This window comes from Porphyromonas asaccharolytica DSM 20707, assembly GCF_000212375.1.
GTDB lineage: Bacteria > Bacteroidota > Bacteroidia > Bacteroidales > Porphyromonadaceae > Porphyromonas > Porphyromonas asaccharolytica.
The window spans coordinates 1,432,919-1,445,681 of the sequence record NC_015501.1 but is presented as its reverse complement, the minus strand read 5'-3'; the positions used below and the strand labels follow the sequence as shown (position 1 = coordinate 1,445,681).

Here is a 12,763-nt window from a genome sequence, read left to right as displayed (position 1 = left end):
GACGTTGGCTAGAATTAGTCCTCCATTGGAGAGAACTGATCCTTTGATACGCCACACAGTGGGCACTCCCAATCATCGGGCAAATCCTCAAAAGGTGTGCCTGGAGCTATACCGCTATCGGGATCGCCCTCTGCAGGGTCATATACATGGCCACATACATCGCAAACGTACTTTTTCATAATTTCTTGGTTGAGGTAATTGTGTGTATGGAAGAGGACTACTTTTTCTTCTTATTAAATAGCCCTACGACAAATAGGATGACACAGGCTCCTACGACAGCACACACGAGTTGTGCCCACCAGGAGGTTCCTTCAGTTGCCCCAAAGAGCGTGTAGACCCAGCCTCCGACGACACCACCGAGCATACCGATGATGATGTTCCATAAGAACCCTAGAGACTGTCCACGCATGATCCAACCTGCGATGGCTCCCGCAGCTAGACCTATTAGTAAACTCCAAAGTAATCCCATAATATTGTGTTTTAATTGTTAGTGTGCATTTGTATGACAGTGTCGCAGTAGATGCTTCTAGTAACCTATAAGAATCCTCTGCATTGGCAAAGTTAATCTAATCTTGTGACATAGACAACCCTTAAGCCAGTCCTCAATTTCGCAAATCATTATTCGTAAGCTTTACGGCATTTAAGCCCGTCTAGATTTGCACGGTACATTCGCCGATTGAAAGCTATTCTGTACCTTTGTAGATGGAGGAGATTGCCCTCCCCCACTTAGTAACTAATACTATGAAGAGTAACACACGACAATTACTATCCCCTCCTGATCGGCTCTACGTATGTGGTATCGACACAGACATCGGCAAGACCTATGGCACAGCCTTCCTTATACGTACGCTCAGAGAGGCTGGCTATACAGCCTGTACCTCTATGAAGTTGGTGCAAACGGGATGTCACGAGATAAGTGAAGATATAGAGACACATCGTCGTCTACTCGGAGAGCCTCTCTCGGAGTGGGACCATCAGGGGCTCACCTGCCCCTATCTCTACAGTTACCCCTGCTCGCCACATCTTGCAGCACGTATGGATGGTGGAGAGATAGACCCCAAGCGACTCAACGAAGCTACCCGTCATCTGCAAGAACTGGGAGCTAAGCCACTACTCGTAGAGTGTGCTGGCGGACTGATGGTACCACTCACTGAGCAGCTCCTCACGATAGACTACATAGCGCAGCAGGAGGATCCACAGGTAGCACTCGTCACCAATGGCAAGCTGGGTAGCATCAACCACACGCTACTCAGTATCGATGCTTGCATGCACCGGGGCATTGAGGTGCGATACCTTATGTACAATGTGTATCCTGAGCAAGACGCAACGATAGAGCATGAGACCATCACCTATCTCCAGGGATGGCTCGAGGAGCATCTGCCCTCTTGCCTCTTTATGAAGATGCCTATAGTTGGCTAAATGTATAGAGCTACTGTCTAACCCTTTTTTGTTCCCCTTACTATGGAAGACATTTACCCTGTAGATTATAGTAACTCGACACTCTCCGATGAGGAGATGATACAGCGAGAGTACGATGCGCTGATCTATGACTATGAGCACTCAAATCACCGCAAGAAGGTGGAGGTGATACAACGTGCCTTTACCTTCGCACGGATGGCTCACGAGGGGGTTAGGCGCAAGAGCGGAGAGCCTTACATCATGCATCCGCTCGCAGTAGCTCGTATCGTGTGCCGTGAGATAGGACTCGGCTCTACATCTATCGTCTCTACCCTACTCCACGATGTGGTAGAGGATACAGAGTACACGGAGGAGGATATAGAGCAGCTCTTCGGTCCCAAAGTGGCACAGATCGTGATCGGACTGACCAAGATAAGTAGCGAGATACTGGCCGAGAGAAACATAGAGAGCCTCCAGGCGGAGAACTTTCGCAAGCTAATCCTAACGATGAATGCAGACATTCGTGTGATCCTTATTAAGATTGCCGACCGTCTGCACAACATGCGTACCCTGAGCTCAATGCCTGAGCATAAGAAGCTCAAGATAACGGGGGAAACTCTCTACATCTATGCTCCGCTAGCTCACCGTCTAGGGCTTTTCGCTATTAAAACGGAGTTAGAAGAGCTAGTCTTCAAGCATGAGCACCCGAAGGCTTACGAGGATATCTGCAACCAGATTATCGACACGGAGCAGTCTCGTGCTGAGCTATTCAAGCAGTTTAGCACGCCTATTCACCCCCTTCTCAAAGCTCGTGGACTAGACTATGAGATGAAGACGCGTGTCAAGTCTTGCTACTCGATCTGGAAGAAGATGCAGAAGAAGCAGATCCCCTTTCAAGAGATATATGACCTCTATGCGGTACGTATTATCTTTGAAGAGACGCCTGGACTCAATGTCAAGGAGACTTGCTGGGGTATCTACACCGACATCACGAGCCTCTATCGTGTCAATAATGAGCGGACTCGTGACTGGGTCGCGCAGCCTAAGAGCAATGGCTACCGAGCATTACACTTTACGGTCATGGGACCCACGGGTAAGTGGATCGAGGTACAAGTGCGCAGTCGCAGGATGGACGAGATAGACGAGCGTGGACTAGCAGCTCACTGGAAGTATAAGTCCGATGGTGTGGAGGAGGATCAGGAGATCACCAAGTTCCTAGACCAAATCAGCGAGCTTCTAGAGAACCCCGACTCGAGTGCTATGGACTTCCTCGATACGATCAAGCTCAATCTCTACGGAGATGACATCATGGTCTTTACGCCTAAGGGGGATCCGATCACGCTTCCTCACGAAAGTACCCCGCTAGACTTTGCCTATGCTCTCCACTCGACACTCGGACAAACTTGTATCGGTGCCAAGGTCAATCATAAGCTGGTACCTCTCAGTCATACATTGCAGAGTGGAGACCAAGTGGAGATCATCTCTAGTAACAACCAAAAACCATCGGCTCTATGGCTCAAGTATGTCAAAACGGCCAAGGCTAAGAGCAAGATCAATGAGTTCCTCCGCATAGAGCGTCGTAAGCTAATCAGCCAAGGTGAGGAGAGTGTGATCAACTACTTCGAGCAGCACGATCTCTCTGTCGATGCGGGACATATGGATCTCGTCGCATCTCTCTTTGGCTTTCACAAGCGTGAGGACCTTTTCTACGCTGTCGGCTCTGGCACGGTCAATCTTGTGGACTCGCTCTACAAGCGGATTAAGTCGAGCAAGAGCAATCGCTTCTTCAAGTCGGTCAAGGAGGCGCTCATGGGCAAGCAAGACGCTATACCCAAACCTACAGAGTCCATCTCTCAGATCAGTGAGATAGACTACAAGAAGCCTTACCTCCTTCAGAGCGACGCCATCAAGAGCAACTACGTCATGGCTGACGACTGCAATCCCCTACCGGGAGATGAGGTGGTAGCCTTCGTCATAGACAACCAAGTCGTAGTACACCGACGCACCTGTACCGAGGCTATGCGCCTCAAAAGCAGCACCGGCAATAAGCTCCTCTCGACTATCTGGGGCGATCAGGGCGCTACCCTCTTCACGGGCTCTATAATGATCGAGGGTATCGACTCTAAGGGTATCCTCAATGGGATCGTACAGGTGATCACGGAAGACTTTCTGATCAACATCGCCTCCGTACAGCTTCAGACGCAAGATGGCATCTTCGGAGGAAAGGTGGGACTGGAGGTGCACTCAGCTGAGCAAGTGGAGCAACTGTGCAATGCGCTCAAGCAGGCTCCAGGCATTAGCAATGCCTACCGTATCTACTGATACGCGGCGAGACTACAGAGCAAAGAAGGAGACTATCACTCGTGGGCGATAGTCTCCTTCTTTATTGGTTTTGCTGACAAGTAGTTTTAGCTTTGCTGACGATAGGTGACGATATCCTCAATCGTGAGGACAGGCATATTGTGCGCTGCGCCAAACTTCTGGATCTCTGGCATACGTGCCATGGTTCCATCCTCGTTGGTTAGCTCGCAGAGGACGGCCGTATCGCCTAGCCCTGCAATGGAAACTATATCTATACTGCCCTCTGTGTGTCCTCGGCGCTCTAGCACGCCACCCTCTCTGGCTTGTAGCGGGAAGACGTGTCCTGGATGCACTAAGTCCTCAGGCTTGGCGTCAGCTCGTGCAGCCGTTGTGATGGTCACGTAGCGGTCATGTGCTGAGACACCTGTCGTGACCCCTTCCTTGGCCTCTATAGAGATCGTGAAAGCGGTGTTGTTGACACAAGTGTTGTGCTGTACCATCTGAGGAAGATTGAGCTCTTGGCACTTCTTCGACTTGAGGCAAAGGCAGATGATGCCACTGCACTCACGGATCATCAGCGCGATGTTTTGTGGAGTAAGTCTCTCTGTGGAGAAGATGATGTCGCCCTCGTTCTCACGGTTTTCATCATCTACGAGTAGGATGCCACGCCCATCTCTGAGGGCTTGGACGGCAGCTTGGATGCGAGCCTCTACGGCTGGGGAAATTGTTTTGGTCTGTCCCATTTCCTTGTTACTTTGAGATTATATAAAAAGCACGAGGATCTGTGGTACACAAAAGTAGATGCGTCGACCTGTAGAGCCGAAGCCCCGATAGGGTCAGCGGCATCTTGATTCGAATACCATCCGGACTATCACCGTCGGTTATGGAGTTACACCATATCAGTCCCGCTATGGGAGTTGTGGACTATACCACCGGTAAGGAATTGCACCTCTCCTCTTGAATCAGGCGCAAAGGTACAAAAAAGCCTCCTATCGTCATAGTCAGTAGCAAGGAGGTCGTGGCGCTTTTTGGTGCTACACTTGCTATTTAGTACCTTTGCAGGAGATTAAGTACTATGCTCCGTATGCAACCCCACAAGATGACCACACCCTACTACCTCCTAGAGGAGTCTCTCCTGAGACGTAACCTCGAGCTGATACGATCCGTAGCAGAGCGGGCGGGCGTGGAGATTATCTTAGCCTTCAAGGCGTACGCCCTCTGGCGCACCTTCCCTATATTTAAGGAGTACATCCACGCTAGCACAGCTAGCTCGCCGTGGGAGGCTCGCCTAGGCTACGAGGAGATGGGAGCTCCCGTACACGCCTACACACCAGCTTACAGCGAGGACAATATCACGGACTTTGTACACTACAGTAGTCACATCACGCTCAACTCGCCCACCCAGTGGCAGCGCTTCGGACCAGCTTCGCCTTACGCAGCCGAGCAGATCTCTTACGGTCTGCGGCTAAACTTAGCCTACTCGCCTGTCAAGACGGAAATCTACAACCCCGCCCTGCCAGGGACACGCTTCGGCGTGAGTGCCGAGACGCTAAGACAAATGGAGCAAGAGGGCGCTTTGACAGGACTAGAGGGTGTGCATCTGCATGTTCTTTGCGAGGGTGATGACGAGCAGCTGGAGTTAGTGCTAGAGCGTCTCGAGGAGCGCTTTGGCTTTATCCTAGACAAGGTGCAGTGGCTCAACCTTGGTGGTGGACACTTGATGACGCATCGTGAGTACGATACGGAGCATCTGGTGGCGTTGCTACGCGCTTTCCGTGAGCGTCACCCGAATCTGCGAGTTATTATGGAGCCAGGCAGTGCTTTCGCTTGGCAGACGGGAGATCTCTACGCTCAGGTGGTGGACATTGTGACCAACGACGGCATCAAGACAGCGATTATGAACGTCTCCTTCGCCTGCCACATGCCTGACTGTCTCGAGATGCCCTACCATCCAGTCGTGGAGGGAGCGACACAGTGCGACACGCCCGAGGCAGGCACGCACAGCTACCGCCTAGGGGGCAACAGCTGTCTGAGTGGTGACTATATGGGCTACTGGACCTTTGACCATCCGCTGGAGATTGGCGAGACGCTCGTCCTGAAGGACATGCTACACTACACGACAGTCAAGACAAACATGTTCAACGGCGTACAGCATCCCGCCATTGCGCTACGTCATCTCGATGGCTCGGTGGAGATGCTCCGCAGCTTTGACTATTCGGACTACAAGTCTCGCATGGACTAATCATTAAACCTAAAGAAAGAGACCAACTATGGGACTATTCGGACTATTCTCAAAAAAGAAGAAAGAGACACTCGACACAGGTCTAGAAAAGAGCAAGACCTCGATGGTAGACAAGCTGACTCGTGCCGTAGCTGGCAAGAGCAAGGTCGATGATGAGATCCTCGACGACCTGGAGGATATACTCGTGACGAGTGATGTGGGTGTGGACACGACGCTCAAGATCATCAAGCGCATCGAAGAGCGTGTGGCTCGAGACAAATATGTCGGCACGAGCGAACTCAAAAGCATCCTGCGTGACGAAGTGGCGGCACTCCTTGCGGAGAATGGTACGACCGATGGAGAGAGCTTCACACTCCCCGCAAATGCGCATCCCTACGTAATCATGGTGGTCGGTGTCAACGGCGTGGGCAAGACAACCACCATCGGCAAGCTCGCCTATCAGTTTAAGCAGCAGGGCAAGCGCATCGTACTAGGCGCTGCAGATACCTTCCGTGCAGCCGCCATCGAGCAGCTAGAGATCTGGGGAGAGCGTGTCGGCGTGCCAGTCGTCAAGCAGCAGATGGGCTCGGACCCCGCTTCGGTAGCCTTCGACACGCTACAGTCGGCTGTGGCGCAAGACGCCGACGTGGTTATCATCGATACGGCCGGTCGTCTACACAACCAGGTGAGCTTGATGAACGAGCTCTCTAAGATCAAGCGTGTCATGGCAAAGGTGGTCCCCGATGCTCCACACGAAGTACTCCTCGTACTCGACGGCTCTACGGGTCAGAACGCCTTCGAGCAGGCGAAGCAGTTCACCGCAGCCACCGACGTCTCTGCGCTTGCCATCACGAAGCTCGATGGCACGGCAAAGGGCGGTGTCGTCATCGGCATCTCTGACCAGTTTAAAGTACCTGTCAAGTATATCGGACTAGGCGAGAAGATTGAGGATCTACAGGTCTTTCGTAAGCGCGAGTTTGTCGACTCCATCTTTGGCGATGAGCTTTAGTCCAGTAGCAGCTCCGCGATGATTGCCAACCAAATAGATGTCATCAGTCTAGGTTGCTCTAAGAACCTCGTTGACTCCGATGCGCTCATGCGTCGGCTCGCTCAGTACGGCTACACGCTACGACACGATCCCGAGGAGCTGACTGGCGAGATAGCCGTCGTCAACACCTGTGGCTTCATACAGGCAGCTCAGGAGGAGTCGATCAACCTCATCCTCTCCCTCATTGAAGCGAAGAAAGAGGGACGCATCCGGGCTATCTATGTGATGGGCTGTCTTGGCGAGCGCTTTCGTGAGGAACTAACCGCCGAGCTTCCTGAGGTGGACAAGATCTATGGTAAGTATGACTGGAAGCAACTTATCACCGACCTAGGACCCGCACTCAGCGCAGACGATGCGACACCACTATCCTACCGAACGCCTCCGCCTAGCGTCACGCCACAACACTACAGCTACATCAAGATCTCCGAGGGGTGTGACCGCACCTGCTCTTACTGCGCTATACCGCTCATCACTGGCCGTCATCACTCCCGTCCCATGGAGGAGATCGTCCGAGAAATCGAAAAGCGCGTTGCCACAGGCTGTCGGGAGTTTCAGATCATCGCTCAGGATAGCACTTATTATGGTGTAGACCTTTACCAAGAGCAAGCCATAGCCACCCTACTCGATCGCCTAGCTCAGGTAGAAGGCGTTCACTGGCTCAGACTACACTACGCCTATCCGAACCACTTTCCCATCGAATTGCTTGATGTGATGGCGAAGCATGACAACATCTGCAAGTACCTCGACCTCGCGCTCCAGCACAGCAGCAATCATATGCTTCAGCTGATGCGTCGGCAGATAACCCGTGAGGAGACTATTGCCCTACTAGAGCGCATCCGCAAGCAAGTGCCCGGCATCGCCTTACGCACCACGATGATGGTTGGGCATCCAGGAGAGACAGACGAAGACTTTGCCGATCTCCTTGACTTCGTCAGCCAGATGCGCTTCGAGCGACTTGGCGCTTTCCAATACTCACACGAGGAGGGGACCTATGCCTACAAGCATTACCAGGACGATGTCCCGCCAGAGGTCAAGCAAGAGCGATACGATGCCCTGATGTCTATCCAAGAGACCATCTCCACCAGCATTAATAGCCGTAAAGTCGGCACCACACTCGAAGTAGTCGTTGACCGTGAGGAAGAGGACTACTACGTCGGGCGCACCCAGTACGACTCCCCCGAGGTAGACGGCGAGGTGATCCTCAGTAGCGACAGCCCGCTCCGTGTCGGCTCCTTCTACCAAGCCGAAATCACAGGCATAGAGGAGTACGACCTCATCGCGACCACATCCCCAGAGCACCTCATCCTATGATTACGACCGAACAGTGGATTCTAGAGGTCTCCGAGCAGAGCCAGCTCGCACAGACCACCTGCCAGCAACTATGGAGCGATCTCACCTCGCTCCTCATTGGGCGACTCACTCAGGGGAGTACCAGCTATATGCGTAGCGTCGGCTTGTGGTCCGCAGAGAGCCACAGTGCCTCCATCGTCTTATTGCCTAGTGGTGAGCGCTACTTGATGCCCCCAAGCGTCACGCCACGCATCACCAACCAAGAGCAACCGCTCTCTGCCGAGGAGATCGGCGAACTCCTAGCAAAAGGAGCGACCCAGATACCGCAAACGATCCAGAGCTTCTACAGTTGTGTCACGAAGCTCTTTGAGATGCACGAGCGACTAGGTCACACCCTAGAGTGGGCTTCTCTAGGGACCTTTGCCCCACAGTCCATAGATAGCGAAGGAGCACGTAGCGAGACCAGTTACGCCTTCACCCCTTCCGACGAATTGCTCAAGCAGGTCAACAAGCCCTTTGAGATGTTTGCGCCCACACTCCTCAAGGAGGGCGTTCACTGGCCCGATGTTGAGGAGCACCCAGCCGAGAGCCTTGAGAAGGCTTACCCGTCCACCATCTCCAGCCGTATCGCCGAGCGCATAGTCGCACCCCAACCCGCAAGTACGCCACCCGCTTGGACGCCTCAGCCCCAAGCCGAAACTCCCGCGACGCCACCACCTCCCCCACCCCCCATACCAACGAGCGAAAGCAGCGAGCCAGAAGCCGTCGTCGCCACGCCACCACCTTACAGGAGAGAGGAGCCACAAGAGAGTCAGCCCACCCCTTCCGAGCGAACGAACCGCAGGCTGTGGCTTTGGATCGTCATCCCGCTAGTCACTGTCCTACTGATGGCTCTACTGCTGTGGTTCTTCGTCTTCGGCAGAGAAGAGAGGACTCAGTGCCCTATCGCCACGCCAGCTCCCAGTACTACGGCACCCATTGAGACGGTCCCAACAATAGATACCATCGCCCCCATCGATAGCGTCGCACCACCTGCAGACACGACCGCTCAGCAGGAGATCCTCACTACCGTGACACTTGGCTCTGGCGACTATCTAGCGCGCTATGCACGTCGCTACTTAGGTCGTAGTGAGTACTGGATATACATCTACCTCGCTAATAAGGAGCAGATCGAAGACCCCGACAACATTCCCCTTGGCACCGAGATCCAGATTCCCTCGCCCCCAAGCGTAGGCATCACGGGTGACGAAAAGGCCGACCTCACCGAGGCAAAGCGCCTCATCCACGACTACTACAGCAGCAAGGTCAAGTAGCCTGCCATACCTCATATTACACACAATCCCCTATAATACAAATCACCCTATACAGAAACAGAATGAAGAAAACCAACTTCCTACTCTTCCTCCTGCTGTCTCTCTGCGGTGTAAGCCTACTTACAGCTCAAACGTCCGAGATACAGATCAAAAGCGACAAAGCCTTTGGTTCTGAGGTAACAATCTACCCCAAAACCAATTCTTATGATACCCCCATCATCGTCGACTGGGGAGATGGCAATACCGAAAGCTACAACGTCGATCCTAACACCTCTGGATACTTTGCCAAAGTCTCTGGAAGCATCAAGGGCAAGACCATCCGCATCCTCTCTAGCCTCACCAGCTTAGAGGCCGATGAGCTCGAGATAACCTCCTTTGTCGCTATAGGACAGACAGAGCTGAAGTATCTAGATCTCTCTAAGAATAAGCTGACAAAAGATAACTTTGCACTCAACGAAGATGCTCCACTAGAAAATCTAAACCTCAAAGAGAACGACTTCACAACCCTAGATCTACGTTCCTATACAAGTTTAGCTTCTATCGACATCTCTGGGAACCCACGACTCGGTACCATGCTTGTGTCTGATGGCAGTCAGACCATCGAGCGCATCTATGCAAACGACTGTGACATCAGTCACTTCTACCCCGTCTCTCTGCCAGCACTTACGACGCTATCGCTAGAGAATAACTCGCTGATGGATCTAGAGATCGGTGACAACTACCCCAAGCTCTCTTCGCTATCTATCTCTCACAATGAGATCTCTGAGATCGATGTCACCAAGCTTCCCCTGCTATATAAGCTAGAGATAAACTATAACAACATCTCTAGACTAAACCTCAAGAACAATACTGAGCTGACCAACCTCTTCTGTAGCAAGAACAAGCTAACAAACCTAGATCTCTCAGCAAATAGTAAGTTGACCAGCATAGCTTGTGACAGCAATGCTCTGACTGTTCTTGATGTGTCCATGCTTACAAAGCTCACCACGCTAAGCTGTGCTGGTAATCAGATCACGCTACTAGACCTCACACAGGCGCCCTATATGAGTCGCCTCACAGCTCATAGCAATCAGCTTACCTTCCTCGATTTTAGCGCTTGCTATCAGCTTCAATATCTAGACATTCGCTCTAACCCTACGATGACACCCTGTGCCATCAACTATATGCTACGCTCTATGTGGGATAATCCACGCAAGCCATATGGAGATAATTTTAATCTACTACTCAAAGGGTCTAACGCAGAGACCTCTGATGCAGGCCTTATCAAAGAAAACTGGAAGGCAGACGTCGAGGGCGATGGCTCCGCAGAGTGTGCTAATGTCTCTGTGACACTCATTCAAACCGAAGGCAAGATCACACTCCAAGAGCGTATGATAGACACTGATCAGTCACTCAAGGCCATCGGTGATAGCGTGCTCGCTGGCACTCCGCTCTACGTTCAGATTGATGAGATACCTGAGGGCAAGGAGTACCTCGGAGTCAAGGTGAACGGCACACTCATCAAGGAGCATGTATTTGTAGTCACCCAAGATCCTACCACCGTAGAGCCTGTTTTTACCAAGCCCTCTATGATGCAGATGGGTACCAAGGTAGGTCATGAGATATCTTTCGCAATAGCAGCTCCGCAAGAGGGCACTGAGATCCTCATTGACTGGGGTAACGGTGTACCAGAGCGCAACATCATCGGGCAGACGACCAAGCGTCTCGACGGAAAGGCTCTAGGAGACTATATCAAGGTCTCTGGACCGATCATCGAGGCTGACCTCTCTAGCTATCCAGGGCAGGGAATTTGGGACAACGAGTTCTCCAGTCTTCAGCTCGTACAGCCCGATCTACAGATCCTCTACACCTATATGAACCCGATCGGCGACATCGATCTTAAGGATTGTCCTAATCTAACCCTCCTCGATGTAGCCTATACAGGGATTTCTGAGCTCGACCTCACTAACTGTACTCAGTTAGACACGCTCCTATGCTATGGGAACATTCTCTCTAAGCTAGATCTATCTAAGCTCACAGGTCTACGAAAGCTAGACGCCAAGAAGAATCAGCTCACCAGCATTGATCTATCTTCGTGTGTCAATCTTGGCTACCTAGACCTGCAGGGCAATCAGCTCTCTGAGATAGACCTATCTATGCTCACGGGACTGCATACACTAGCACTCGGAGCCAACAAGCTCTCCAAGATAGACCTAGCCAACCTGCCCGAGATCGAGACGCTCCTCGTCAATGACAATCAGCTCAAGGTGCTAGAGCTCTCGAAGCTTACCCAGCTAGCCACGCTATACTGCAATGGGAACCAGCTCACCAAGCTCGATCTATCGAATCAACCTCTGCTTCAGATGCTACAAGCCTACGGCAACCAGCTCACAGCTTGTGATGTCAATGATCTATACGCCTCTCTCTGTAGCTATCCCAAGGGTGTCACACTTCAGATGCCCTACAGCCTCTACATCACCAACGACAAGAGCAATCCTGACAATGATGCTCAGCATGCTGATCCGACGATTGCAACGATCAAGGGGTGGCGCGTGAATACAGAAGGAGATGCCTCTGGCTGTGATCAGGTCTACGTAGAGGTCGCACCCACCACACATGGTAAGATCCAGCTCGCAGACAAGCAGGGCAACGTGATCAAACCTGTATGGAGCACGCTTCCTACGCACCTGGGCTACCACAAGGTCAATAAAGATCAGGAGATCAGTCTCATCATCAAGCCCGAAGAGGGTTACACGATAGACCGACTCACCGCCAATGGCGAGCAGATCTCTGGCACCAGCTTGACACCACAGCGCTACACACGTATCAATGCTCTGTTCAAGTTAGACAACGCCGTGATTGCGCCAGCACAGAGCCGCTGCATAGCTATCTCCTCTGAGGGTATCACTACGCTAGCTGACCTAGCTATGCTGACCATCTTTACCATAGATGGACAGACATACTACCACCAGCCCATCGGCCGTGGAGAGCTAGTCACCTTACCACAAGGCAGCTATCTTGTCACCGCACAGGCTGTCGCAGCTGATGAGACTGAGGTGATGCAGGTGCTAATTCCATAAGAACTCATCGGAGACTGCCGAATAACTCAGTAGTCTCAGAAGATTAGATTCAAGTAATAACAGAATAGCCACCGAGGAAATTGGATTTTCCTCGGTGGCTATTTTTTATTCTCCACGTAGGCGCGAAACATTT

Annotated in this window: 10 protein-coding genes and 1 riboswitch; of the genes, 7 read left to right on the top strand and 3 right to left on the bottom strand. The window is 52.1% G+C overall.

Going from position 1 to position 12,763, the window contains the following annotated elements; genetic code table 11:
- Window positions 1–14 precede the first annotated feature (14 nt).
- Both rd and PORAS_RS05630 read right to left on the bottom strand, forming a co-directional pair.
- Window positions 15–179: a rubredoxin gene (gene rd, locus PORAS_RS08855; protein ID WP_004330944.1), complete on the bottom strand. Its 165-nt coding sequence runs from the start codon at window positions 177–179 to the stop codon at window positions 15–17.
- Between the two features lie 38 nt (window positions 180–217).
- Complete coding sequence (locus tag PORAS_RS05630; RefSeq protein ID WP_013760519.1) at window positions 218–469, bottom strand: GlsB/YeaQ/YmgE family stress response membrane protein; 252 nt, start codon at window positions 467–469, stop codon at window positions 218–220.
- Between the two features lie 272 nt (window positions 470–741).
- Here PORAS_RS05630 and bioD point away from each other — a divergent pair, with 272 nt between their 5' ends.
- Together bioD and PORAS_RS05620 are read left to right on the top strand one after the other, a co-directional pair.
- The gene (gene bioD / locus PORAS_RS05625; protein WP_245528009.1) at window positions 742–1,419 is read left to right on the top strand and encodes a dethiobiotin synthase; all 678 of its coding nucleotides are present in this window, start codon (window positions 742–744) and stop codon (window positions 1,417–1,419) included.
- A gap of 42 nt (window positions 1,420–1,461) precedes the next feature.
- A complete protein-coding gene (locus PORAS_RS05620) occupies window positions 1,462–3,720 on the top strand; it encodes a RelA/SpoT family protein (protein ID WP_013760517.1) in 2,259 nt (752 codons plus the stop codon).
- Between the two features lie 86 nt (window positions 3,721–3,806).
- On the opposite strand, the gene ribB is transcribed toward PORAS_RS05620, so the two are convergent.
- Window positions 3,807–4,442 carry a 3,4-dihydroxy-2-butanone-4-phosphate synthase gene (gene ribB / locus PORAS_RS05615; protein WP_013760516.1) on the bottom strand — a complete coding sequence of 212 codons (636 nt, stop codon included), beginning with the start codon at window positions 4,440–4,442 and terminating at the stop codon, window positions 3,807–3,809.
- 103 nt (window positions 4,443–4,545) lie between these two features.
- Window positions 4,546–4,666: riboswitch (FMN riboswitch) on the bottom strand.
- Window positions 4,667–4,774: 108 nt separating this feature from the next.
- Here ribB and nspC point away from each other — a divergent pair.
- The 5 genes from nspC (at window position 4,775) to PORAS_RS05590 (ending at window position 12,630) form a co-directional block, all read left to right on the top strand.
- Window positions 4,775–5,941 carry a carboxynorspermidine decarboxylase gene (gene nspC, locus PORAS_RS05610; RefSeq protein WP_013760515.1) on the top strand — a complete coding sequence of 389 codons (1,167 nt, stop codon included), beginning with the start codon at window positions 4,775–4,777 and terminating at the stop codon, window positions 5,939–5,941.
- 28 nt (window positions 5,942–5,969) lie between these two features.
- A complete protein-coding gene (ftsY, locus tag PORAS_RS05605; protein ID WP_004330994.1) occupies window positions 5,970–6,929 on the top strand; it encodes a signal recognition particle-docking protein FtsY in 960 nt (319 codons plus the stop codon).
- Window positions 6,930–6,947: 18 nt separating this feature from the next.
- Complete coding sequence (gene rimO, locus PORAS_RS05600; protein WP_013760514.1) at window positions 6,948–8,279, top strand: 30S ribosomal protein S12 methylthiotransferase RimO; 1,332 nt, start codon at window positions 6,948–6,950, stop codon at window positions 8,277–8,279.
- Window positions 8,276–9,571: a LysM peptidoglycan-binding domain-containing protein gene (locus PORAS_RS05595; RefSeq protein WP_013760513.1), complete on the top strand. Its 1,296-nt coding sequence runs from the start codon at window positions 8,276–8,278 to the stop codon at window positions 9,569–9,571. Before rimO ends, PORAS_RS05595 begins: the two co-directional genes overlap by 4 nt.
- 62 nt (window positions 9,572–9,633) lie before the next feature.
- A complete protein-coding gene (locus PORAS_RS05590) occupies window positions 9,634–12,630 on the top strand; it encodes a leucine-rich repeat domain-containing protein (protein ID WP_013760512.1) in 2,997 nt (998 codons plus the stop codon).
- Window positions 12,631–12,763 lie beyond the last annotated feature (133 nt).

Bases quoted from the DNA above. Each gene is read 5' to 3' on its own strand.
- rd (WP_004330944.1), bottom strand. From the start codon at position 179: ATGAAAAAGTACGTTTGCGATGTATGTGGCCATGTATATGACCCTGCA.
- PORAS_RS05630 (WP_013760519.1), bottom strand. From the start codon at position 469: ATGGGATTACTTTGGAGTTTACTAATAGGTCTAGCTGCGGGAGCCATC.
- bioD (WP_245528009.1), top strand. From the start codon at position 742: ATGAAGAGTAACACACGACAATTACTATCCCCTCCTGATCGGCTCTAC.
- PORAS_RS05620 (WP_013760517.1), top strand. From the start codon at position 1,462: ATGGAAGACATTTACCCTGTAGATTATAGTAACTCGACACTCTCCGAT.
- ribB (WP_013760516.1), bottom strand. From the start codon at position 4,442: ATGGGACAGACCAAAACAATTTCCCCAGCCGTAGAGGCTCGCATCCAA.
- nspC (WP_013760515.1), top strand. From the start codon at position 4,775: ATGCTCCGTATGCAACCCCACAAGATGACCACACCCTACTACCTCCTA.
- ftsY (WP_004330994.1), top strand. From the start codon at position 5,970: ATGGGACTATTCGGACTATTCTCAAAAAAGAAGAAAGAGACACTCGAC.
- rimO (WP_013760514.1), top strand. From the start codon at position 6,948: ATGATTGCCAACCAAATAGATGTCATCAGTCTAGGTTGCTCTAAGAAC.
- PORAS_RS05595 (WP_013760513.1), top strand. From the start codon at position 8,276: ATGATTACGACCGAACAGTGGATTCTAGAGGTCTCCGAGCAGAGCCAG.
- PORAS_RS05590 (WP_013760512.1), top strand. From the start codon at position 9,634: ATGAAGAAAACCAACTTCCTACTCTTCCTCCTGCTGTCTCTCTGCGGT.